Origin of the sequence: Amycolatopsis sp. A1MSW2902 (genome assembly GCF_017312175.1) — a bacterium.
Lineage (GTDB): Bacteria > Actinomycetota > Actinomycetes > Mycobacteriales > Pseudonocardiaceae > Amycolatopsis > Amycolatopsis nivea.
The window spans coordinates 9,043,032-9,064,335 of the sequence record NZ_QJPO01000001.1; the positions used below are offsets into that span (position 1 = coordinate 9,043,032).

24 protein-coding genes are annotated in these 21,304 nt (G+C 68.8%); 19 read left to right on the forward strand and 5 right to left on the reverse strand.

Annotation, left to right across the window (positions count from 1 at the left end):
• Positions 1 to 117: 117 nt before the first annotated feature.
• Positions 118 to 642, reverse strand: a complete 525-nt coding sequence (locus DMP23_RS42375) for a hypothetical protein (protein ID WP_037817404.1) — start codon at positions 640 to 642, stop codon at positions 118 to 120.
• A gap of 233 nt (positions 643 to 875) precedes the next feature.
• On the opposite strand from DMP23_RS42375, the gene rpmE reads away from it, so the two are divergent.
• On the forward strand, positions 876 to 1,103 hold the full coding sequence (rpmE, locus tag DMP23_RS42380; RefSeq protein ID WP_037817406.1) for a 50S ribosomal protein L31: 228 nt from the start codon (positions 876 to 878) through the stop codon (positions 1,101 to 1,103).
• An 81-nt stretch (positions 1,104 to 1,184) separates the two neighbouring features.
• Positions 1,185 to 2,255 carry a peptide chain release factor 1 gene (gene prfA / locus DMP23_RS42385; protein ID WP_043832088.1) on the forward strand — a complete coding sequence of 357 codons (1,071 nt, stop codon included), beginning with the start codon at positions 1,185 to 1,187 and terminating at the stop codon, positions 2,253 to 2,255.
• A 95-nt stretch (positions 2,256 to 2,350) separates the two neighbouring features.
• Here the strand turns inward: prfA and DMP23_RS42390 are convergent, their stop codons facing one another.
• Complete coding sequence (locus DMP23_RS42390) at positions 2,351 to 3,124, reverse strand: TIGR03619 family F420-dependent LLM class oxidoreductase (RefSeq protein WP_337824304.1); 774 nt, start codon at positions 3,122 to 3,124, stop codon at positions 2,351 to 2,353.
• Complete coding sequence (locus DMP23_RS42395) at positions 3,121 to 3,858, reverse strand: alpha/beta fold hydrolase (protein WP_337824305.1); 738 nt, start codon at positions 3,856 to 3,858, stop codon at positions 3,121 to 3,123. The genes DMP23_RS42390 and DMP23_RS42395 overlap by 4 nt, the downstream gene beginning before the upstream one ends.
• A 56-nt stretch (positions 3,859 to 3,914) precedes the next feature.
• Between DMP23_RS42395 and DMP23_RS42400 the strand changes: the two genes are divergently transcribed.
• From DMP23_RS42400 to DMP23_RS42480, 17 genes are all read left to right on the forward strand, one after another.
• Positions 3,915 to 4,259, forward strand: a complete 345-nt coding sequence (locus tag DMP23_RS42400; protein WP_337824306.1) for a MerR family transcriptional regulator — start codon at positions 3,915 to 3,917, stop codon at positions 4,257 to 4,259.
• Between the two features lie 75 nt (positions 4,260 to 4,334).
• Entirely contained in the window at positions 4,335 to 5,201 is an 867-nt protein-coding gene (gene prmC, locus DMP23_RS42405; protein ID WP_037815384.1) for a peptide chain release factor N(5)-glutamine methyltransferase, read from the forward strand.
• A gap of 448 nt (positions 5,202 to 5,649) precedes the next feature.
• Positions 5,650 to 7,662, forward strand: a complete 2,013-nt coding sequence (locus DMP23_RS42410) for a M6 family metalloprotease domain-containing protein (RefSeq protein ID WP_337824307.1) — start codon at positions 5,650 to 5,652, stop codon at positions 7,660 to 7,662.
• Between the two features lie 115 nt (positions 7,663 to 7,777).
• The gene (locus tag DMP23_RS42415) at positions 7,778 to 8,974 is read left to right on the forward strand and encodes a hypothetical protein (RefSeq protein WP_037815381.1); all 1,197 of its coding nucleotides are present in this window, start codon (positions 7,778 to 7,780) and stop codon (positions 8,972 to 8,974) included.
• Between the two features lie 108 nt (positions 8,975 to 9,082).
• On the forward strand, positions 9,083 to 9,733 hold the full coding sequence (locus DMP23_RS42420) for an L-threonylcarbamoyladenylate synthase (RefSeq protein WP_037815380.1): 651 nt from the start codon (positions 9,083 to 9,085) through the stop codon (positions 9,731 to 9,733).
• A gap of 91 nt (positions 9,734 to 9,824) precedes the next feature.
• Positions 9,825 to 10,982, forward strand: coding sequence for a glycosyltransferase family 4 protein (locus DMP23_RS42425; RefSeq protein ID WP_037815379.1), 1,158 nt, complete (start codon positions 9,825 to 9,827; stop codon positions 10,980 to 10,982).
• Between the two features lie 51 nt (positions 10,983 to 11,033).
• Complete coding sequence (locus tag DMP23_RS42430; protein ID WP_037815377.1) at positions 11,034 to 11,534, forward strand: hypothetical protein; 501 nt, start codon at positions 11,034 to 11,036, stop codon at positions 11,532 to 11,534.
• A gap of 384 nt (positions 11,535 to 11,918) precedes the next feature.
• Complete coding sequence (atpB, locus tag DMP23_RS42435; RefSeq protein ID WP_037815375.1) at positions 11,919 to 12,704, forward strand: F0F1 ATP synthase subunit A; 786 nt, start codon at positions 11,919 to 11,921, stop codon at positions 12,702 to 12,704.
• 58 nt (positions 12,705 to 12,762) lie between these two features.
• Positions 12,763 to 13,017, forward strand: coding sequence for an ATP F0F1 synthase subunit C (locus DMP23_RS42440; protein ID WP_037815373.1), 255 nt, complete (start codon positions 12,763 to 12,765; stop codon positions 13,015 to 13,017).
• 28 nt (positions 13,018 to 13,045) lie between these two features.
• A complete protein-coding gene (locus tag DMP23_RS42445) occupies positions 13,046 to 13,600 on the forward strand; it encodes a F0F1 ATP synthase subunit B (protein WP_037815370.1) in 555 nt (184 codons plus the stop codon).
• A 6-nt stretch (positions 13,601 to 13,606) separates the two neighbouring features.
• Positions 13,607 to 14,431 carry a F0F1 ATP synthase subunit delta gene (locus DMP23_RS42450; RefSeq protein ID WP_037815368.1) on the forward strand — a complete coding sequence of 275 codons (825 nt, stop codon included), beginning with the start codon at positions 13,607 to 13,609 and terminating at the stop codon, positions 14,429 to 14,431.
• Between the two features lie 54 nt (positions 14,432 to 14,485).
• Positions 14,486 to 16,123: a F0F1 ATP synthase subunit alpha gene (gene atpA, locus DMP23_RS42455; protein ID WP_043832102.1), complete on the forward strand. Its 1,638-nt coding sequence runs from the start codon at positions 14,486 to 14,488 to the stop codon at positions 16,121 to 16,123.
• A gap of 11 nt (positions 16,124 to 16,134) precedes the next feature.
• Positions 16,135 to 17,073 (forward strand): F0F1 ATP synthase subunit gamma, encoded by a 939-nt coding sequence (locus DMP23_RS42460; RefSeq protein ID WP_037815364.1) that lies wholly within the window; start codon positions 16,135 to 16,137, stop codon positions 17,071 to 17,073.
• Complete coding sequence (gene atpD, locus DMP23_RS42465; RefSeq protein WP_037715400.1) at positions 17,073 to 18,500, forward strand: F0F1 ATP synthase subunit beta; 1,428 nt, start codon at positions 17,073 to 17,075, stop codon at positions 18,498 to 18,500. Before DMP23_RS42460 ends, atpD begins: the two co-directional genes overlap by 1 nt.
• Positions 18,501 to 18,614: 114 nt before the next feature.
• Positions 18,615 to 18,980, forward strand: coding sequence for a F0F1 ATP synthase subunit epsilon (locus DMP23_RS42470; protein WP_037815362.1), 366 nt, complete (start codon positions 18,615 to 18,617; stop codon positions 18,978 to 18,980).
• A 27-nt stretch (positions 18,981 to 19,007) separates the two neighbouring features.
• Positions 19,008 to 19,442, forward strand: a complete 435-nt coding sequence (locus DMP23_RS42475) for a DUF2550 domain-containing protein (protein ID WP_037815359.1) — start codon at positions 19,008 to 19,010, stop codon at positions 19,440 to 19,442.
• Between the two features lie 83 nt (positions 19,443 to 19,525).
• Positions 19,526 to 19,696 carry a hypothetical protein gene (locus DMP23_RS42480; RefSeq protein ID WP_167756599.1) on the forward strand — a complete coding sequence of 57 codons (171 nt, stop codon included), beginning with the start codon at positions 19,526 to 19,528 and terminating at the stop codon, positions 19,694 to 19,696.
• Here the strand turns inward: DMP23_RS42480 and DMP23_RS42485 are convergent, their stop codons facing one another.
• Both DMP23_RS42485 and DMP23_RS42490 read right to left on the reverse strand, forming a co-directional pair.
• Complete coding sequence (locus tag DMP23_RS42485) at positions 19,697 to 20,737, reverse strand: alpha/beta fold hydrolase (protein ID WP_337824308.1); 1,041 nt, start codon at positions 20,735 to 20,737, stop codon at positions 19,697 to 19,699. It abuts the gene before it with no gap.
• Complete coding sequence (locus DMP23_RS42490) at positions 20,719 to 21,285, reverse strand: cob(I)yrinic acid a,c-diamide adenosyltransferase (protein WP_337824309.1); 567 nt, start codon at positions 21,283 to 21,285, stop codon at positions 20,719 to 20,721. The genes DMP23_RS42485 and DMP23_RS42490 overlap by 19 nt, the downstream gene beginning before the upstream one ends.
• Positions 21,286 to 21,304: the final 19 nt, after the last annotated feature.

A 21,304-nucleotide genomic window follows, 5' to 3' on the forward strand; every position in this document is an offset into this window, starting at 1 on the left:
GGCGGGCCGTGGTGCGTGTGGAGGTCCGTGAAGGACTCCTTGGGGGAATCAGATTCCCCCAAGGAGTCCTTCACGGACGTTTCTCCCCGCACCGGGGAGGTGGCGCGGGGAGAAAGCTCAGTGGCGGGGGACGGCGGCCGGGGTCCAGCCGCGGTAGTTGTTGAAGTAGCTCGTGGAGCTGCCGTGGCCGATCTTGCCGCCGACGCTGGTGGCGTAGAACCCGCCGTTGCCGTCCGCGATGCCGACGTGGCCGTAGGCGCTGATGTTCCAGTACACGAACGAACCGGCGGGCGGTTTGCCGCTGGTGTGCTTCGGGCTGGCGCCGTTCCAATGTGCGTTGGCCGACGCCCACACCCCGGTGACGCCGTAGGAATTCTCCGCGGCCTTCTCGCAGTAGTGCTCCCACCCGGTGCTTCCGGCGTGCGCCTTGTACCAGGCGACCGCACCGGCCGGGGTGCCGTCGCCCGCCCCGGTCAGGTTCGCCTCGGAAAGCTCCGAGAACGTTCCGGCGGCGGGGTTCACGTCCGCCGCGGTGATGCCGCCGGAAGCATTCGCGGCAGGCGCGAAGACCGCGGCGGAAGCGGCGAGGGCGAGCGCCGCGGCCGGCTTCGCGAGCCGGGTGAGCAGGTCGGTCGTGCGCATGTCCGGACCTCCAGTAAGTGAGCGATTCACGAACTCGGCCAGCTTCACGCCAGCGGGTACAAAATCCGTACAATGCGAATGTCCTTCACTACCCACGGTCGCGACCGGCGGCGGAATACCTGGTCACCGGGGTGTGTTGAAGCCCTTGCCGGCACGTCTGGCAGAATGACCCGCTGAAGTCCGGCACCGGTTCACCCCGTACTGGGGACCCGGGGCCAACGAGAGAGGACACCATGAAGAGCGGTATTCACCCCGAATACGTGACCACGACCGTCACGTGCAACTGCGGGAACACCTTCGTCACCCGCAGCACGAAGGAGTCGGGTCAGATCCACGTCGAGATCTGCTCGAACTGCCACCCCTTCTACACCGGCAAGCAGAAGATCATGGACACCGGTGGCCGGGTTGCCCGGTTCGAGAAGCGCTACGGCAAGCGTCAGCAGAAGACCGACGCCAAGTAGCTTGTCCAACGGCGCCCACCCGCACGCCCGGGTGGGCGCCGTTGTTCTGTCCGGGCCTGTTCGCGAGAGGGAGACGGCGAAGTGGATTCGAGTTCGCTCAAGGGGCTGCTCGACGAGCACGCACAGCTGGAACAGCAGCTCGCCGACCCCGCGGTGCATGCCGACCAGGCCAGGGCCCGCAAACTGGGCCGCCGCTACGCCGAGCTGAGCCCGGTCGTGCGCGCGGTGCGCGAGCTGGACCAGACCCGCGACGACCTGTCCGCGGCGAAGGAACTGGCGGCCGAGGACGCGGCGTTCGCCGCCGAGGCCGAGGAGCTGTCGGCGAAAATCCCGCAGCTCGAAGCGAAACTCACCGAACTGCTGCTGCCGCGCGACCCGTACGACGGCTCCGACGTGGTCATGGAGATCAAGTCCGGCGAGGGCGGCGAGGAATCCGCGCTGTTCGCCGGCGACCTGCTGCGGATGTACCTGCGCTACGCCGAGCGGCACAACTGGAAGGCCGAGGTGCTCGACTCGACGGAGTCGGACCTCGGCGGCTACAAGGACGTCACGCTGTCGCTCAAGAGCAAGACCGCGGACGTCGAAGGCGTCTGGGCGAGGCTGAAGTTCGAGGGCGGCGTGCACCGGGTGCAGCGCGTGCCCGCGACGGAATCGCAGGGCCGCATCCACACGTCCGCGTCCGGCGTGCTGATTTATCCGGAACCGGAAGAGGTCGAGGTCGAAATCGACCCGAACGACCTGCGCATCGACGTGTTCCGCTCGTCGGGTCCCGGCGGGCAGAGCGTCAACACCACCGACTCGGCGGTGCGGATCACCCACCTGCCGACCGGGATCGTCGTGTCGTGCCAGAACGAGAAGTCGCAGATCCAGAACCGCGCGCGGGCGCTGCAGGTGCTGCAGGCCCGGCTGCAGCAGGTCGCCGAGGAAGAGGCCGCGGCGAAGGCGTCGGACGCGCGCCGTTCGCAGGTCCGGACGGTCGACCGCTCGGAGCGGGTGCGCACGTACAACTTCCCGGAGAACCGGATCTCGGACCACCGGGTGAACTACAAGGCGTACAACCTGGACCAGGTCCTCGACGGGGAACTGGACGGGGTGCTGGACGCGCTGGCGTCGGCCGACCGGGAGGAACGGCTCGCCGCTCAGTCGGGCTGACCAGCACCGAAATCGGTGCCAGGCCAAGCAATCCGAGCGGCGTGCTGTCCGTCCACAATGGAATCGGCGGCCGCGGTTCTCCTCGGGTCAGGCACTCACGAGGTCGCCGCGGCGAACGCCGTCATCCGTTCCTCGTATCCCTTGTCATCCCCGAAATGCACGGCCACCGCGTCCGCCCCGGCGTCCCGGTACGCGCGGTAGGTCTCGACGGCTGTTTCTTCGTCGTACTGCTGCCGGGCGATCCGCCGCACGCGCCGCTCCGGGTCGAGCTGGGACAGCTTCGCGACCCGTTCCGCGAAAGCCTCCGGTGAGAGGCCCGCGCTGAGCCACTGGTCCCCGGCCCGGACCGCCCGGCGCAGCGCGACCGTCGAATTCCCGCCGACCAGAATCGGGATCCGGCCCTCCGGCCGCGGTTCGAAATACCCACCGGATCGGCCTCGTCCGGTGGTGAACAGCTGATCCAGCAACGAAAGCGTCTCGTCCAGCGTCGCGCCGCGGCGGGGGAAATCCGCGCCGATCTCCGCGAACTCCGGCTCGTTCCACCCCGCGCCGACGCCCAGCACCAGCCGGTGCCCGGACAGCCGGTCGATCGTCGCGGCCTGTTTGGCCAGCAAATGCGGTTCGCGCTGCGGCACGATCACCACGGACGTGCCCAGCTGCACGCGTTCGGTCGCCGCGGCGAGATAGGCGAGCGTCGCCAGCGGTTCGTACACGCCGCCGAAGACCTCGCCGAACGGCTCCGGCGGCAGCACGTGGTCCGGCAGCCAGACGGATTCGTACCCCAGCTCCTCAGCCAGCCGGGCGAGGTCGGCGAGGCGGCGCGGGGTCAGGTCGGGCGACTCGTTCGGCAGGACCACCTGGCGGCTCATCGCAGCACCTTCCGGATCGCGGTGAGCCAGGCTTCCGGCGCTTCCTCGCCGATGCCGTGCCCGGATGCGATTTCGACCAGCTCCGCGCCGGGAATCCCGTCCGCCAGCTCGTGCGAGTGCTTTGGCGGCACGAGGGAGTCCAGCGTCGTGGCGATCACCAGCGTCGGGACCGCGATCGACGCCAATTCCGCCCGGGTGTCGACCTTCCGGACCAGTTCGACCTGCTTCGCCGTCCCCGCGGGCACCGACGCGGCCAACCCGGCGACCGCCTCAGCGACCTGCTCCGGCGTCAGCGCGGCGAGGAACGGCTCGCTGACCGCGGTCAGCATCAGATACTTAGCGAGCAGAGTACGGTCGCCTTTCAGCAACTCTGCCCACACATCCAGCGCCAGTTCCATCCGCGCGTCCGGCCGGGCGAAGCCCGCGGTGAGGATGAGGCCGGTCACGCGCTCGGGATGCCGGGTGGCCACGCGGACCGCGACGGCCGTGCCGAGCGAGTAGCCGAGCACGGCGAACTTCTCGACCCCGGCGTCGACGGCGGTCGCGACCAGTCCGTCGGCCAGTTCGTCGAGTGTGCCGCCCGCGACCGGGTAATCGGCCCCGACCACGGTGTGCGTGCGGGCGAGATCGTCCAGCAGCGGACCGAAATTGGCGGTCACGCCGCCGCCCGCGCCGTGGGCGAGCAGCAGGCCGGGGCCCTGTCCGGCGACGAGGGGCGCGAAATGTTCTGTCATGTTCGCGACGTTAAGGATTGACACCAGTGTGAAGGCCAGAAGCAGGAGAAAATCGGATGCTGATCGGCGAACTCGCGCAGCGCACCGGCGTCGCGCCGCGGCTGCTGCGGTACTACGGCGAGCAGGGCCTGCTGGCCTCGGCGCGCAACACGAGCGGGTACCGGGTGTACGACGAGGAGGCCGTCGTCCGGGTGTGCCAGATCCGGAAACTGCTGGCCGCGGGCCTGACCACGGAGATGATCTCCGGGATGCTCGACTGCGCGAGCGGACCCGCCGCGCACCTCGACCTGTGCCCGGAACTGGTGCGCAGGCTGCGCGGGGAACTGGCCGAGGTGGACCGCCGGATCGGGGATCTCGCCCAGCGGCGCGAAGTCCTGTCCGGATATCTCGGCCAGGCGTGACCCCCGCGCGGCCGGGGGTCGATACGCTGGGCAGCACCCCCTCCGGGGGCAGTTTCGACGAGTGAAGGACGACCAGTGAATCGGCAGCCGCTGCGCCTGGCCATCATGGAGGCCACCCGGATCCTCACCGAGGCGGGCGTGGAATCGCCGCGGTCGGACGCGGATCTCATCGCCGCGCACGTGCTCGGCGTCGAACGGGGCAGGCTGCCGATGGTGCCGCTGGTCGACCCGCCGGTGATCGACGCGATCGGCCAGCTCGTCGCGCAGCGCGCCAAGCGGATCCCGCTCCAGTACCTCACCGGCTGGGCCGCGCTCGGCAACATCACGGTCAACGTCGGCGCGGGTGTGTTCGTCCCGCGCCCGGAAACCGAACTGCTCCTCGAATGGGGCGTGAAGTTCCTCCAGGGCCGCGAATACCCGGTGGTGGTCGACCTGTGCACCGGGTCCGGCGCGCTGGCGCTGGCGCTCGCGCACGAACGCCCGGACGCGGTGGTCTACGCGGTCGACGTCGACCCGCAGGCGCTCGCCTGGGCCCGGCACAACGCCGACGTGCACACCGCGGCGGGCAACACCCCGATCCGGCTCTACTCCGGCGACATCGCGGATCCGACGATGTTCGCCGAACTCGACGGTCTCGTGGACCTGGTGCTCTGCAACCCGCCGTACGTCCCGGAAGGCACCCCGGTCCCGCCGGAGGTAGGCGAACACGACCCGGCCCGCGCGGTCTTCGCGGAGGAAAGCGGTCTGGCAGTGATCCGGCACGCGATCGCGGCCGGTGCGCGGCTGCTGCGCCCGGGCGGCGGCCTGGCGATCGAACACGACGACACGCATGGCTCAGCGGTGCCCGCACTGGTCCGGGCGCGCCGGGTGCTGACCGGGGTGGAGGACCATCCCGACTACAGCGGGCGCGCACGGTTCGTCACCGCTCGCCGACTGGGCTGAGTCCCGCTTCGCCCAACGTCCGTGAAGGACTCCTTCACGGACGGTTGCGGGTCGTGAGGGGGCACTGGGGGAATCTGCGTTCGTGAGGGTGGCCCTCACGGACTTTGCCGTGTCTGGATGTCCGTGAAGGGCTCCTTGAGGGAATCTACGTCCGTGAGGGAGCCCTTCACGGCCCGCAGGCGTTCGTGAGGGGAACCCTGCAGGAATCAGCGTCAGTGAGGGTGGCCCTCACGAACCTCGCCCTGCCCGGACGTCCGTGAAGGAGCCCCTCACAGACTTCCCGCGTTGCTGCCCACCCCCCGCGCTGGGCCATTCGCACCTTTGCCTTCGTCTTGCCCGACTTTCGTCGTGCGGCAGCGGGGTGGATTTCGTTCGCTCGCCTAACGATCACCGTTAGCGTCGGGCCTCGGGACCGCCGGGCGGACCGGCGGAGAAGTGAGGAGCGACGATGAGATCCCCCTTACCCCGCCGGAATCACCGCACTCGCACGAGGCGCGGCCGGGTCGCCGTCGTCGTGGCGGTCGCGGCGCTGGCTCCCGCGTTGCTCGCCGGGACCGCCGCGGCTGATCCGATCGCGCAGGGCTGGCCCGCGCCGCTGGACTCCGCGCACTGGGCCGACCAGGCGAGCATGACCTGGCAGGACTACCGCCACGTCCCGGGCGCCAACTGGGCCGACCCGTCGCTCAAGCCGACCGTGCGCAAGTTCAAGGGCGCCGTCGTGCTCGCCGACTACCCGGACGCGGATTTCGTCGTCACGAAGCCGCCGCATTCGACCGTCTTCGGCAATCCGTCTCCGTCTGCCAGCAATCTGCCGCGCGAGAAAGTCGCGCAGCATTACCAGGATTTCCTCAACAAACCCGAAACCCTCAACCACGGCCACACCATCAACGAGTACTGGATGGAGGACTCCGGCGGCCGGTTCGGCGTCGACCTCACCGCGTTCGGCCCCTACCGGATGCCGGGCAAATCCTTCGAGTACGGCATGGAAATGCAGCCGCAGGACTGTCCGGCGGACGCCGACTGCACCCGGGACCTGCGCAAGGACGCGGGCGACGCGTGGCGCGCCGACGTCGGTCCGGTCGCCGACCAGTTCGACTTCGTCTTCTTCCTTTCCGCGGGCCAGGACGAAAGCTCGACGTGGCAGGAATTCGGCGAGATGAAATTCGGCTCGAAGGAGAACGTGCCCGCCGAATTCGGCCCGCCGGGCAGCAAACCGGGCGACCAGAACTGGGCGCACACGCGATACGTGCCATGGACGTCGTGGGCGTCGGCGTCGACCATCTGGCCCAACGCGGCCAACGGATCCTCGACGCAGGCGGAAAGCTCCGGCCAGGGCGTGTTCGCGCACGAGTTCAGCCACATCCTCGGCATCGGCGACAACTACAACAACCCGTTCGGCGATCCGCCCCGCCGGTCCTACACCGGACCGTGGGAAATGTTTTCGCGCGGCAGTTTCAACGGTCCCGGCGGCCCGCACACGCGCTGGCAGATCCCGGCGACCGAGGGCGGTTCGATGGGCGCGCACCACATGCTGCGCAACAAACTCAAGCTCGGCATCGTCGATCCGAAGTCCGTCCTGAACCTCGACCGGAACCAGCTCGCCACGACCGGTCCGGTCACCGCCCGCGTGACCGCCCGGGAGGCGGTGCCGGAGCAAGGCGCGTACGCGGGCATCACGATCGCGCTCACCGGCGGGGACCGTTCGCCCAAGTGCGATCCGACGAAGGACCCGAAGTGCGACGGCGGCGGATATGACCACTACAGCGTGGAGGTCGTCGACCGGATGGGCTCGGACTCGTTCGCCCCGGACTCCGGTGTCCTGCTGGCCAAGACCAAGAGCCGCGACGCCGCGCCGTTTGAATGGATCGTGGACGCCAACCCGCAGGACATCGGCCTGACCGACTACGTCCGCCCGGACGGCACCCCGGTCAAGATCACCGTCGGCGACTACCGGCAGCTCAACGACGCCACGTTCAAGGCGGGCACCGGCGCGTCCAGCGGTTACGAGTACACCGACGAGGCCAACCGGTTGCGGTTCCTCGTCACCGACCTCGACCGCGACAGCCGCGGCGTGCTGTCGTACACGGTCACCGTCGCGTCGCTCGACGGAGCCGGACCGCAGGCGCGCGGCGCGTGGTTGTGGCCCGCACTGCCCGCGTTCGCCCGCGGTGGCCTCGCTACCTGCGACTTCCGCCTGTCGAACCAGGGTTCGGCACGCGGCGCGACAGCCCCGTACGACCAGGACACCTACCGGCTGACCGCGTCCACCGACACCCGCGGCTGGGAAGTCCGGCTCCCGAACGCGCTGGCCACCGCCAAGTTCGGCGGCTCGACGCAAATCCAGGCGTACGCGAAACGCTCGGCGGGCGCACCGCACACCGCGCGTGTACGGCTGACCGCGACGTCGATCGCCGACCCGGCGAAGACCACGACGACCGCCTGCACCGCGATCGGGTTCTGAGCCACGAAAGGCGCCATCCGTCCGAACGGCGGATGGCGCCTTTCGACCGGGTTGCCCTCTATCGAGCGACCCCCTACCTTGAGGCGGCCGAACAATCAGACTTCTGGGGGAGTCCATGTTCTTGCGTCATCGCATCACCGCCGGCTGCGGAGCGGCGCTCATCGCCGCCAGCGCGCTCACCGCGAGCGCCACCAGCGCGTCCGCCGCCGCCGGACCGACCACCCTCCCGGCCAGCGAATACACGCTGACCTCGGACTACCACAAATACGACGCGGTCTACTCCGGCCTCGCGGGGAAGCTGCACACCGTGCCGGTGCACACCGTCATGGACAACGCGAACCACGACCGCCAAGCGCTGCCGTCCACCTTCAAACCGGCCGGGCTCACCGGCGGTTTTCGGTTCGACGACGGCGACAACAGCGACTGCACCAACTACCCGCAGGGCATCACCACCAGCCGCGACGCGGTCGGCGGCGACAACGGCGGCAACTACGACGGGCACCAGCTCGTCGCGGTCAGCTGGTACACGCGCGACAAATGCGGCGGCAAACAGGTCCGCAGCCGGATCACGCTCGCCGACTGGGACGCGACGTACCCGAACAAGTACCGCAAGATCCTGCTCGTCGAACCGACCGGCACCAACGCTTCGCCGAACTACAAGGACATCCCAATCCATGCCGGCGGCGTCTCCTGGTACGGCGACTACCTGTACGTCGCCGACACCGGCGGCGGCATGCGCGTCTTCGACATGCGCAAGATCCTCGAGGTCAACTCGGGCGGCACGGCGGACCAGATCGGCCTGTCCGGCGGCCAGTACTACGCGCACAACTACCGCTACGTGCTGCCGCAGGTGGGCACGGTCGCCGCGCACACGACGTCCGGCACGAACCTGGTCTGGTCGAGCATCTCGCTGGACCGGGTCAGCAAGTCGATCGTGATGACCGAGTACACCTGCAAGGCCGACTGCACCGACTACCCGAACCGCGCCCCGCGCGCGGTGCGCTTCCCGTTCGCCTCGGGCGCGACGACGTTCGCCGCCTCCACGACGGCGAGCCAGGCGCTGAAGCTGCCCTGGTACAACCTCAACGGCGTCGCCTCGCACAACGGCCGCTGGTGGTTCAACTCCTCCGCCGCGAAGCAGCTCTACTACTGGACCCCGACCGCCGGCCCGGCCACGCACTCCTGGGTGAGCAGCGGGGAGAGCATTTCGTACTGGGAGGACCCGAAGGACGCGGATCTCCTGTGGTCGCTGCAGGAGGGCGCGGGAAACCGCAACGTGTTCGCGGTGAAGCAGGCCAGTTACGGCGCCTGACCGCTGACTGTCCGTGAGGGGAACCCTCATTGACTCTGATTCCTTCAGGGTTCCCCTCACGTACCTCGGCAGCGCCTGCCCGGGGCGGCGGGGGATAGGCTTCGCGGCATGAGTGCGGTCTACGACTGCGGCAAGCGCGAATCCCGAGCCGAAGGCCTGTCCGCGGCGGCCGCCGCGGTGCGGTCGAGCCGGCTGGTCGTCCTGCCGACGGACACGGTGTACGGCATCGGTGCGGACGCGTTCGACTCCGGCGCCGTCCAGGCGTTGCTGCGGGCGAAGAACCGCGGCCCGGACATGCCGGTCGGCGTCCTCGTCGGCTCCTGGTCCACTGTGGACGGTCTGGTGCTCGGCGTTCCGCCGCAGGCGCGGGCGCTCATCGAGGCGTTCTGGCCGGGCGACCTGTCGATCGTGCTGCCGCACGCGCCGAGTCTGCAGTGGAATCTCGGCAACTCGCGCGGCACGGTGATGCTGCGGATGCCGCTGCATCCGGTCGCGCTCGAGCTGCTGCGCGACGTCGGTCCGATGGCGGTGTCGAGCGCGAACGTCTCCGGGCGTTCGCCCGCTTCGACCGTCGAAGACGCGCAGGAGCAGCTCGGCGATTCGGTGTCGGTGTACCTCGACGGCGGGTCGAGCGGGGAAACGGTGGCTTCGTCCATCGTGGACCTGACCGGCGACAAGCCGCTGGTGCTGCGCGAGGGCGCGGTCACGAAGGCGGCCATCGCCGAGGTGATCGGCGTCGCCGAGGAGACGCTGGACTGAGCCGCGGAAGTGACTGCCGTTCACCGTGGCCGCACGCGGGCGCGGTAGCGTGGCGCGGTGACTCCGACCTCCCGGCGGGCGTGACGCGGTCATGCCTGTAGTCCAAGGACTTCTCCCGATCCGGGAGTACTTGCTCGTCGCGCTGACCGCGACCGCGGTGACTTATCTGCTGACCGGCGTCGTGCGGCGCGTGGCCATCCGGATCGGCGCGATCGCCAACCCCCGCGCGCGCGACGTGCACGTCAAGCCGATCCCGCGGATGGGCGGCGTCGGCATCTACCTCGGGATCGCCGCCGCGATGGGCCTCGCGCACCAGCTTCCCGCGCTCAGCCACGGTTTCGACGTCTCCTACGACGCGGTCGGCGTGCTGCTCGCGGCGGGCGTCATCTCGCTCATCGGCATCCTGGACGACCGGTTCGAACTCGACGCGTGGACGAAGCTCGCCGGACAGGTGATGTGCGCCGGGATCCTCGTCATTTTCGGCGTGCAGTGGGTGTCGTTCTGGGTGCCCTGGGGCGGCAACGGCGATTCCATCGGCTCGGTGCTGGTGCTGGACAAGAACCAGGGCGCGCTGCTGACCGTCGTGATGGTCGTGGTGATGGTCAACGCGATGAACTTCGTCGACGGCCTCGACGGGCTGGCCGGCGGGCTCGGCTTCATCGCCGCGGCGGCCACCTGCGCGTTCTCGATCGGCCTGCTCGACAACGCGGGCGGCGACTTCGGCGCGTACCCGCCCGCGCTCATCGCCGCCGCGCTCGCCGGGGCCTGTCTCGGTTTCCTTCCGTACAACTTCCAGCCGGCCAAAATTTTCATGGGCGACTCCGGATCGATGATGATCGGGCTGATGCTCGCCGGGGCCACCACGTCGGCGAGCGGACGGGTCAACTACACCCGGTTCTCCGCCTCGGACGCGCTCGCCCTGCTGTCCCCGCTGGTGGTCGTCGTGGCCGTGCTTTTCGTGCCGGTGCTCGACCTCGTGATGGCCGTCGTCCGGCGCACGCGGCGCGGGCAGAGCCCGTTCGCCGCCGACAAAATGCATCTGCACCACCGGCTGCTGGAAATCGGCCATTCGCAACGGCGCGCGGTGCTGCTGATCTATTTGTGGGCCGGAATTCTCTCTTTCGGAGCGGTCTCCATCACGATTTTCGACAGCCCGGTCGTGTTCTGGGCGATTGCCGCCGCACTGGTGGTCGCGGTGCTCGTTTCTCTCGTGCCGCGACTGCGTTCCCGGCACCGCCACGGGGTCTGAGCCCGCGGGCGGTCTATACTGGCGGGTCGAACCGAACGAGGAGCGATTGCAGTGAGCGACACCGAGACGCCGGAGACGACGCCCGAGACGTCCCAGGCCACGGCTCAGGCCAAAGCTGCGTCCTCCGCGGAGAACCCGCACGCCGCTCCGGTGCGCCAGCTCGCGCGCTCGATGACGCGCGCCTCGCTGCTGTTCACGCCGCCGTTCATCCTGGTCTGCATTGTGCTTTTCACCGTCCTCAACGGACTGCACGGCTTCCTCGGCGCCCTGGTCGGCGGCGTGCTGGCGATGGTCGCCTCGCTGTCGACGCTGGGCATGATGAAGGTATCCGCCGGACAGGACCCCTCGCTGGTGATGCTCATCGCTCTCGGCGGCTACGCGGCGAAGGTCATCCTCCTGTTCCTCGCGCTCACTCTGCTCAAGGGCGTCACCGTGCTGCACCCGCTTTCCCTCGGGATCACGATGATCGTCGCCATTCTCGTGGCGGCCGCTGTGGAGTTCGCGACTTTCCGCAAAGCGCGTATCCCGACCATCATTCCCGCCTCGAATTGACGGATTCGGGACAAGGGTCCCAGCCGGATCCGGGACTTAGGTCCTGGACCGTTCGGCTGGTAAGGAGTACGCCTGTACGGCAGTGATTGACCTGCTGGTATGGTCCGCGTCATGGGTGGCGGCCTCGGCCGCGCACTCCCGACGACGAACCGCGATCAGCAGTGTGGCGACCGGATGGTTCCGCCTCTCTCACCGGCTGGTCCGAAGTAGACCGCAGGGCAGTGTTCACGCGAGACATCCCTCGAGCGCAGACCGGTGTTTGGCTCCGCGCACGGTGGGTACCGCCGCCTCCGGCGTCCCGATGCGTATCGGGTACGTTAAGTCCAGATCGTGACGATTCCCCCGGCGGAGTGAACGCCGGCCGGGAGAACCGGGAGGAGCCCAGTGGCCGCGCTGGTACTGACCGAGGGTGCGACCTTCGCGCCCCCTGGCGCCGAAAGCTTTGAGCTGCCGCCGTTGTTCGGCTTCGTCACGAAGCCGATGCTCCTGGTGGTGCTCTCGGTGATCATCATCGCGGGGTACTTCCTGCTGGCGACGCGCAAGCTGAAGGTCGTTCCGACCAAAGGCCAGTTCGTGGCCGAAGGCATCTACGACTTCGCGCGCAACAACATCGCCCGCGAGCAGATCGGCTCGAAAGACTTCCAGCGCTTCGTGCCGGTCATCTTCGCGTTGTTCACCTTCATCCTGCTGAACAACCTCTACGGGGTCATCCCGTTGCTGCAGTTCCCCACCATGGCGCGGTTCGGGTTCCCGATCGCGTTGTCGGTGCTCGTGGTCTACCCGATGTACCACTACGCCGGGATCAAGAAGCACGGCGTCCGCGCGTACTTCAAGAAGGAGCTCGCGCCCGCCGGGGTCCCCGGTCCGGTGCTTCCGCTGTTCGCGGTGATCGAGTTCGCGGAAAAGTTCTTCCTCAACCCGCTCACGCTCGCCATCCGTGTTTTCGCCGCCATGTTCGCGGGTCACCTGATCCTGGCGGTCTTCACCCTCGGCGGCACCTTCCTGCTGACCGAGACCTCGAGCATCGCGCTGAAGCCGGTGTCGCTGGTGGCGTGGATCTTCGCCATCGGCCTGACGTTCCTGGAGGCGTTCATCCAGTGCCTCCAGGCGTACATCTTCGCCCTGCTGTCCGCGGGGTACATCGGCGCCGCGCTGGCGTCGGAGCACTGAGAACACCTAAAGACCCCGATCCGCGTGAGTGCGCGGACCGAAGTGAAGGGAAACGCACGTGAGCAACATCGTTCTGGCCCAGCAGGCCGCCGAAGCCGTCAGCATCAACAAGGGCCTCGCCGCGATCGGCTACGGCCTGGGCGCGATCGGCCCCGGCATCGGTGTGGGCCTGATCTTCGCTGCGGTGATCAACGGCACCGCGCGCCAGCCGGAGGCCCAGAGCAAGCTGCAGGGCATCGGTTACGCCACCTTCGTGCTCACCGAGGTGCTGGCCCTGATCGGTATCGTCATCTACTTCATCGCCTCCGCCTGAGTCGTCCGCTCTCGCGTAAGGAGACGTTGTGCTGAAGACCGAAGTGGTGCTAGCGGCAGAAGCCCACAACCCGATCGTTCCGGAGCCCTCGGAACTGATCCTCGGCATCGTCGCCTTCCTGATCCTGCTGTTCATCCTCAAGAAGTACGTCGTCCCTCGTTTCGAGAAGACGTACGAGGAGCGGGCGCAGAAGATCGAAGGCGGGATCGAGAAGGCCGAGAAGGCTCAGGCAGAGGCCGAGAAGGCGCTGTCGGAGTACAAGGCGCAGCTGGCGGACGCCCGTTCCGAGGCCGCGAAGATCCGCGACGACGCCCGGCTCGAAGCCGAGCAGATCAAGGCGGAGCTGCGGGAGCAGGCCGAGGCCGAATCCCAGCGGATCGTGGCGCAGGGCCACGCCCAGCTGCAGGCGCAGAAGGCGCAGATCGTCGCCGAGCTGCGGGCCGAAATGGGCCGCAACGCGGTCGAGCTGGCCGGCCGGATCGTCGGCGAGTCGCTCGAGGACGAGGCGCGCCGTCGCGGCACCGTCGACCGGTTCCTCGCGGAGCTGGACACCGCCGGTGCCACCAACGGAGCGGGGAAGTAACCAGAGATGACGCTGCATGCTGCGAGCCGTGAAGCGCTCGACCTCGCCGAGCGCTCGCTCGGCGAGGTGCTGGCCGGAGCGGGCGCTGACCCCGCGAAGGTCGGGGACGAGCTGCTCTCGGTCGTCGACCTCCTTGACCGCGAAATCGGCCTGCGCCGCGCGGTCGGCGATTCTTCGGTCGCTCCGGAGAGCCGCCAGGGCCTGGTCCGCCGCCTGTTCGACGGAAAGCTGAGCGAGCAGGCCCTGAAGGTGCTCGACACCGTGGCGGGCAGCCGCTGGTCCAGTCCCCGCGAGCTGGTGGACGGGCTCGAGTCGGTCGGCCGTTCGGCGCTGCTCACCGCCGCCGAAAAGGCCGGGAACATCGAAACCGTCGAGTCTCAGCTGTTCCAGGTCGCGCGGATCGTCGCGGGCGCCCCGGAACTCGAGGCGGCGCTGTCCGACCTGAGCGCTCCCGCCGACGCGAAGCGGACCCTGGTCCGCGGGCTGTTCGCGGGCAAGGTCGACGCGGTCGTCGAGACCCTGGTCGAGCAGGCCGTGCAACGCGCCAAGGGGCGCGGCATCGGCAACGGGCTCGACAAGCTGGTCGCGCTGGCCGCGGAGCGGCGCGAACGCTCGGTCGCGTACGTGACCTCGGCGAACGCGCTCACCGACGAGCAGCGGGCCCTTCTCGGGACCAAGCTCGACGGCATCTACGGGCGGCCGATCGCGCTGCACGTCGAGATCGACCCGGCACTCGGCGGCGGCCTCGTCGTCCGCGTCGGGGACGAGGTCATCGACGGCAGCACCTCCGGGCAGCTGGCGGCGGTGCGCCGCACGCTGAGCCGGGCCTGAGCGGCACAACAGACTTTGCACACTGGACAGAACAGAAGCGAGAGCGGGAACGAAATGGCGGAGCTGACGATCTCCTCGGACGAGATCGCCCACGCGATCGAGAATTACGTCTCGAGTTACGCCCCTTCGGTGGAGCGGGAAGAGGTCGGCGTCGTCGCCGACGCCGGTGACGGCATCGCCCACGTCGAAGGGCTGCCCTCGGCCATGGCCAACGAGCTGCTCGAGTTCCCGGGCGGCGTCCTTGGCGTGGCGCTGAACCTGGACGCGCGCTCCATCGGCGCGGCGATCCTCGGCGACTTCGAGAGCATCGAAGAAGGCCAGCAGGTCAAGCGGACCGGCCAGGTCCTCTCGGTGCCGGTCGGCGACGGCTACCTCGGCCGGGTCGTCAACCCGCTCGGCCAGGCCATCGACGGCCTCGGCGAGATCGAGACCACCGGCCGCCGCGCGCTGGAGCTCAAGGCCGCCTCGGTGGTCGAGCGCCAGCCGGTGTCCGAGCCGCTGCAGACGGGCATCACCGCGATCGACGCGATGACCCCGATCGGCCGCGGCCAGCGCCAGCTGATCATCGGCGACCGCAAGACCGGCAAGACCGCGGTCGCGGTGGACACGATCATCAACCAGAAGGCCAACTGGGAGACCGGCGACCCGAAGAAGCAGGTTCGCTGCATCTACGTCGCGGTCGGCCAGAAGGGCTCCACGATCGCCTCGGTGAAGTCGGCGCTCGAGGACGCGGGCGCGATGGAGTACACCACCATCGTCGCGGCCCCGGCCTCGGACTCGGCGGGCTTCAAGTGGATCGCTCCCTACACCGGCTCGGCCATCGGCCAGCACTGGATGTACGAGGGCAAGCACGTCCTGATCGTGTTCGACGACCTGACCAAGCAGGCCGACGCCTACCGCGCGATCTCGCTGCTGCTGCGCCGCCCGCCGGGCCGCGAGGCGTTCCCCGGCGACGTCTTCTACTTGCACTCCCGTCTCCTCGAGCGGTGCGCGAAGCTCTCGGACGAGCTGGGCGCGGGCTCGCTGACCGGTCTGCCGATCATCGAGACCAAGGCCAACGACGTGTCGGCCTACATCCCGACGAACGTCATCTCGATCACCGACGGCCAGTGCTTCTTCCAGTCGGACCTCTTCAACGCCGGCCAGCGCCCGGCCATCGACGTGGGCATCTCGGTGTCCCGCGTGGGTGGCGCCGCGCAGGTCAAGGCGATGAAGAACGTCGCGGGCTCGCTGCGCATCGACCTGTCCCAGTACCGCGAGCTGGAGGCGTTCGCCGCCTTCGCCTCGGACCTGGACGACGCGTCGAAGGCGCAGCTGGAGCGCGGCGCCCGGCTGTACGAGGTGCTCAAGCAGCCGCAGTACTCGCCGGTCCCGGTCGAGGAGCAGGTCGCCACGGTGTACCTGGGCACGAACGGCTACTTCGACTCGGTCCCGACCGAGGACGTGCGCCGCTTCAACCTCGAGTTCCTCGACTCGGCGAAGCGCAAGCACGCCGAGGTGCTGGGCGCGATCCGCGACACCGGCAAGTTCGAGGACGACACCCGCGACGCGCTGATCGCGGCGGTGAACGAGTTCAAGAAGGAGTTCACCACCTCCGAGGGCAAGCCGCTCGAGTCGAACGCCGACGCGATGGCCGCCGAGAAGGTCGGGCAGGAGACCGTCAAGGTCAACAAGCCCGCCCCGAAGAAGTGAGCTGGTAGCCCATGGCCGCACAACTCCGGGAGCTTCGCTCGCGCATCAAGGCGACGAAGTCGATCGGCAAGATCACCAAGGCGATGGAACTCATCGCCACCGCGCGCATCACCAAGGCGCGCGCGAAGGTCGCCGCTTCCCGGCCGTACGCGGACGAGATCACCAAGGTGCTCTCGGCGCTGGCCGGCGCGGCGGCCAACCTCGACCACCCTCTCCTGGTCGAGCGCCCGAACCCGAAGCGCGCCGCCGTCCTGGTCGTCACCAGTGACAAGGGCCAGTGCGGCGGTTACAACTCGAACGTGCTGAAGGCGACCGAAGAGCTGCTTGCCCTCCTGAAGAAGGAAGGCAAGGAGGTCGACGTCTACACCACCGGCAGCAAGGGCCTGAACTACTACCGGTTCCGCAACCGCGCGGTGGCGGGCAGCTGGACGGGCTTCTCCGACCAGCCTGCCTACCCGGACGCGGTCACCGCGGCCGAGACGCTGGTGCAGTCCTTCAACGCCGGGGTCGACGACGCCTCGGGCAACGCGGACGGCATCACCGGCGTGGACGAGATCCACGTCGTCTACACCGAGTTCGTCTCGATGCTGACGCAGCGCCCGGTCGCCAAGCGCGTCGCGCCGCTGGAAGTCGAGTACTCCGACGGCGAGGACGAGAAGCCTGCCGGCCTGCTGCCGAGCTACGAGTTCGAGCCCAGCGCCGACAAGCTGCTCTCCGCGCTGCTGCCGAAGTACATCAACACCCGGCTGTACTCCGCGCTGCTCGAGTCCGCGGCGTCCGAACTGGCCGCCCGCCGCACGGCGATGAAGGCCGCGTCGGACAACGCGAACGAACTGGTGAACACGCTGACGCGGGAGGCGAACCAGGCCCGGCAGGCGCAGATCACCCAGGAGATCTCCGAAATCGTCGGTGGCGCGAACGCGCTCACCGCAGCAGGAAGTGATGACTGATGACCAGTACTGAAGCCCCGCGCGCCAAGGGGCGCATCGTCTCGGTGACCGGGCCGGTCGTCGACGTCGAGTTCCCGCGCGGTTCCGTTCCCGACCAGTTCAACGCGCTCAAGGTCGACATCGAGTTCGAGCAGCTGCGCAAGACGGTGACCCTCGAGGTCGCCGCGCACCTCGGCGACAACCTGGTGCGCACGATTTCGCTGCAGCCGCAGGACGGCCTCGTCCGCGGTGCGGAGGTCACCGACACCGGCGGCCCGATCACCGTCCCGGTGGGCGACAAGGTCAAGGGCCACGTCTACAACGCGCTCGGCGAGTGCCTCGACGAGCCCGGCTACGGCGAGGACCTCGAGCGGTGGGGCATCCACCGCAACCCGCCGCCCTTCGACCAGCTCGAGGGCAAGACGGAGATGCTGGAGACCGGCCTGAAGGTCGTCGACCTGCTGACCCCGTACGTGCAGGGCGGCAAGATCGGCCTGTTCGGCGGCGCGGGCGTGGGCAAGACGGTGCTGATCAAGGAAATGATCACCCGTGTCGCCCGGAACTTCGGCGGTACGTCGGTGTTCGCCGGCGTCGGCGAGCGCACCCGTGAGGGCAACGACCTCTTCCTGGAGATGTCCGAGGACGGCGTCATCAACGACACCGCCCTCGTGTTCGGCCAGATGGACGAGCCGCCGGGCACGCGTATGCGCGTCGCGCTGTCCGCGCTGACCATGGCGGAGTACTTCCGCGACGTCCAGAACCAGGACGTGCTGCTGTTCATCGACAACATCTTCCGGTTCACCCAGGCCGGTTCCGAGGTGTCGACCCTGCTGGGCCGCATGCCTTCGGCCGTGGGCTACCAGCCGACGCTGGCGGACGAGATGGGCCAGCTGCAGGAGCGGATCACCTCGACCCGAGGCCGTTCGATCACCTCGATGCAGGCGATCTACGTGCCCGCGGACGACTACACCGACCCGGCCCCGGCGACGACGTTCGCCCACCTGGACGCCACCACCGAGCTTTCCCGGTCGGTGTTCCAGAAGGGCATCTTCCCGGCGGTGGACCCGCTGGCGTCGACGTCGACGATCCTCGACCCGGCGATCGTCGGCGAGGACCACTACCGCGTCGCGTCCGAGGTCATCCGGATCCTGCAGAAGTACAAGGAGCTGCAGGACATCATCGCGATCCTCGGCATGGACGAGCTTTCCGAAGAGGACAAGCTGACCGTGCAGCGGGCGCGCCGGATCGAGCGGTTCCTGTCCCAGAACATGCTGGTGGCCGAGGCCTTCACGCAGATCCCGGGCTCCACCGTGCCGCTGGCCGAGACGATCGAGTCGTTCGACCGCATCACCAAGGGCGACTTCGACCACTACCCGGAGCAGGCGTTCCTGGGCATCGGCGGGCTCGAGGACCTCGAGAAGAAGTACCACGAGATCACCGGCAAGTGAGTGCGTGAGACCGGCGGGGGCACTGTCCATTGTGGACATCGGCCCCCGCCGTTCTCGTAACCGAAGCAAGACCTATTACACTCGGTGGTGACACCCCGAGCGAAGGAGTGCTACGTGGCTGAGATGTCCGTGGAGCTGGTTGCCGTCGAGCGCCGGCTCTGGTCGGGTACCGCCGCCTTCGTGGTGGCGCAGACCACCGAGGGCGAGATCGGCATCATGCCCGGACACGAGCCGGTGCTGGGCCAGCTCGTCGAGGGTGGCGTGGTGAAGGTGACCACGACGGACGGCGATGTGCTGACCGCGGCGGTGCACGGCGGGTTCCTGTCCGTGACCGCGACCGGGGTGAGCGTGCTCGCGGAGAGCGCGGAACTGTCCGACGAAATCGACGTGGCCGCCGCGAAGGCAGCCCTCAGCACCGGCGACGAGGCCGAGCGGACGAGGGCCTCGGCCCAGCTCCGCGCGGCTGGACAATCGGTCTGAGCGGACTAGACGGGCAGGAGCCGGGCCGTGCAGATCGCTGTGGTGGTGCTAGTGCTCCTGATCGTGCTCGTCGTCGTGGTCGGCTGGTACGGCCAGCGGTGGATCCGGATGCGCCGCGGCGGCGGCGTCAGCGTGGCGCTGCGGTGGCGTCCGGACAGCCCGCGGTCGAGCTGGCATCTCGGCCTCGGCCGGTACGAGGGCGAGAAGTTCGTCTGGTACCGCGTGTGGAGCCTGCGCACCGGCCCGGACCGCGTGTTCCAGCGGGAAAGCATGCAGATCGCCGACCGGCGGGACCCGTCGGGTTCGGAGGCGTACGCGGTGCCTGAGGGCTCGACGGTGCTGCGGTGCGAGTCCTCGGACCAGGAAGCGATCGAGATCGCGATGGGACCGGGCGCGCTGACCGGGTTCCTGTCGTGGCTCGAATCGGCCCCGCCTGGTCGAAGGCTGCCGCGGGCTTCGTGATTTTGCCGGCCCGCCATCGTGTCTCCACGATGGCGGGCCGTTTGCTTCTCGTGCGCCGGGTCGACCGGCGCTACGCTGGGAACATGGACGCCCGAGAACGGGAAGACCGCGCGCGCCGGTGGCAGACCTTGCCTAAGCCGGTGCGGCTCGAGGAGTTGACGGTGGCCCAGGCTGTCGAGCCAGGCCGCGATTCGACCTGGGACGTCGATTACGAGCGCTACTGGGCTGCTCAGGAAGCTAACTGGGCCCGGTAGTCAGAGCACGGAGCGGACGATTCCCGCGAACCGTGCCGGTTTCTCGCCGTGCACGTTGTGTCCGCTGTCCACCCGCACGATCTCGACGTCGTTGATCAGCGAGGCGATCCGCTGCGCGTCCTCCGCGTCGATCGCCCCCTGAAGGACGCCGTCCTCGCCGTACTTCCAGTTCGCGTGGATCAAGATCGTCGGCGCTTCGATCTTGCGCAGCGTCGCCTCGTGGTCGAAGCCCTCGTCCCAGGCACCGGTGTAGAACGCGTCCCCGAACCGCGGGTCGTAGAGCTCGATCGCGCGCTGCATGTCGTTCCAGCTCGGCGGCATGAAGAACACCGTGATTGGCCGCTCCGGATGCTTTTCCCGCCGCTTGAGCCCGGAGCGGATGATGCGTTCCGCGCCGTCGCCGAAGAAGTCCCAGAGCTTCTGGTGCGCGAAGAGGTAGGCGCCCCAGTCGGATTCGCCGGACTGCAGGTACGTGTGGCAGGCCGTGGCGAGGTCGACCCAGTTCCAGGTCTTCTCCGCCCGCGGCAGCAGGGTGGTGAACAGCGGGGGGTCCTCCAGCACGACCGCCCTCACCAGGTCCGGCCGGTTCCCGGCTAGCCAGGCCGCCAACTGGCCGCCCGACGAATGCCCGGACACGACGACCCGCGTGCCGATGACCTCCTCGACGAACCGCCCCAGATCGGTGCCGACCGCGGTCGCCGTGTACTTCTCCGGCGTCCGCGCGGACTGGCCGTGCCCGTGGACGTCGACCGCGTAGACCGTGAAGTCCCGCGCCAGGTCTGGCAGCACGCGCGCGTAGCTCTGCCAGTCGACGGCCTGGCCGTGGATCAGCAGCAGCGGCGGCTTGTCGCCCGCCGGGCCTTGGGCGTAGTGCAGTTTCGAGCCGTTGACCACCACGTCGTGCTCGGTGAATCCGGCTCGCCGGGTGCGGGCCAGCGCCCAGTCGTACGTCTTGCGGTTCCGCGCGGCCCAGCCTCCCGCGGCGAGGCCTGCCGTCGCCAGGACGGAGGTGCCTGCCGCGATCAGCCGCCCGGCTGCCACAGCACGTCGCCTTCGGGGTTGGCCAGGCGGGCGAGGATGAACAGCAGGTCCGAGAGCCGGTTGAGGTACTTGGCCGCGATCGGGTTGGACGTGTCCGGCTCGGCGTCCATCAGCGCCCACGCGGACCGTTCCGCGCGGCGGGAGACCGTGCGCGCCTGGTGCAGGAACGCCGCGCCCGGGGTGCCGCCCGGGAGGATGAACGACGTGAGCTTCGGCAGCCGCTCGTTGAACTCGTCGCACCAGCCTTCGAGCCGTTCCAGATACGCCTCGGTGATGCGCAGCGGCTCGTACGGCGGGTCTTCCTGGATCGGCAGGCACAGGTCCGCGCCGACGTCGAAGAGGTCGTTCTGGATCCGGCGCAGCACGGCGGCGATCTCGTCGGTGAGCCCGCCGAGCGCGATCGCCAGGCCGAGCACGGAATTGGCCTCGTCGGTGTCGGCGTAGGCGGACAGCCGGGCCGAAGTCTTGGGCACCCGGGAACCGTCGCCGAGCGCGGTCGTGCCGCTGTCGCCGACCTTCGTGTAGACCCGGTTGATACGAACCACCATACGTTCGACTCTACCGGCC

What these genes read in the sequence shown, in the direction of transcription:
- DMP23_RS42390 (WP_337824304.1), bottom strand. Translation starts at nt 3,124, where the DNA reads ATGAGCCGCCAGGTGGTCCTGCCGAACGAGTCGCCCGACCTGACCCCG.
- DMP23_RS42375 (WP_037817404.1), bottom strand. Translation starts at nt 642, where the DNA reads ATGCGCACGACCGACCTGCTCACCCGGCTCGCGAAGCCGGCCGCGGCG.
- DMP23_RS42410 (WP_337824307.1), top strand. Translation starts at nt 5,650, where the DNA reads ATGAGATCCCCCTTACCCCGCCGGAATCACCGCACTCGCACGAGGCGC.
- atpD (WP_037715400.1), top strand. Translation starts at nt 17,073, where the DNA reads ATGACCAGTACTGAAGCCCCGCGCGCCAAGGGGCGCATCGTCTCGGTG.
- DMP23_RS42450 (WP_037815368.1), top strand. Translation starts at nt 13,607, where the DNA reads ATGACGCTGCATGCTGCGAGCCGTGAAGCGCTCGACCTCGCCGAGCGC.
- DMP23_RS42415 (WP_037815381.1), top strand. Translation starts at nt 7,778, where the DNA reads ATGTTCTTGCGTCATCGCATCACCGCCGGCTGCGGAGCGGCGCTCATC.
- DMP23_RS42460 (WP_037815364.1), top strand. Translation starts at nt 16,135, where the DNA reads ATGGCCGCACAACTCCGGGAGCTTCGCTCGCGCATCAAGGCGACGAAG.
- DMP23_RS42425 (WP_037815379.1), top strand. Translation starts at nt 9,825, where the DNA reads ATGCCTGTAGTCCAAGGACTTCTCCCGATCCGGGAGTACTTGCTCGTC.
- DMP23_RS42490 (WP_337824309.1), bottom strand. Translation starts at nt 21,285, where the DNA reads ATGGTGGTTCGTATCAACCGGGTCTACACGAAGGTCGGCGACAGCGGC.
- rpmE (WP_037817406.1), top strand. Translation starts at nt 876, where the DNA reads ATGAAGAGCGGTATTCACCCCGAATACGTGACCACGACCGTCACGTGC.
- atpA (WP_043832102.1), top strand. Translation starts at nt 14,486, where the DNA reads ATGGCGGAGCTGACGATCTCCTCGGACGAGATCGCCCACGCGATCGAG.
- DMP23_RS42395 (WP_337824305.1), bottom strand. Translation starts at nt 3,858, where the DNA reads ATGACAGAACATTTCGCGCCCCTCGTCGCCGGACAGGGCCCCGGCCTG.
- DMP23_RS42400 (WP_337824306.1), top strand. Translation starts at nt 3,915, where the DNA reads ATGCTGATCGGCGAACTCGCGCAGCGCACCGGCGTCGCGCCGCGGCTG.
- DMP23_RS42420 (WP_037815380.1), top strand. Translation starts at nt 9,083, where the DNA reads ATGAGTGCGGTCTACGACTGCGGCAAGCGCGAATCCCGAGCCGAAGGC.
- DMP23_RS42480 (WP_167756599.1), top strand. Translation starts at nt 19,526, where the DNA reads ATGGACGCCCGAGAACGGGAAGACCGCGCGCGCCGGTGGCAGACCTTG.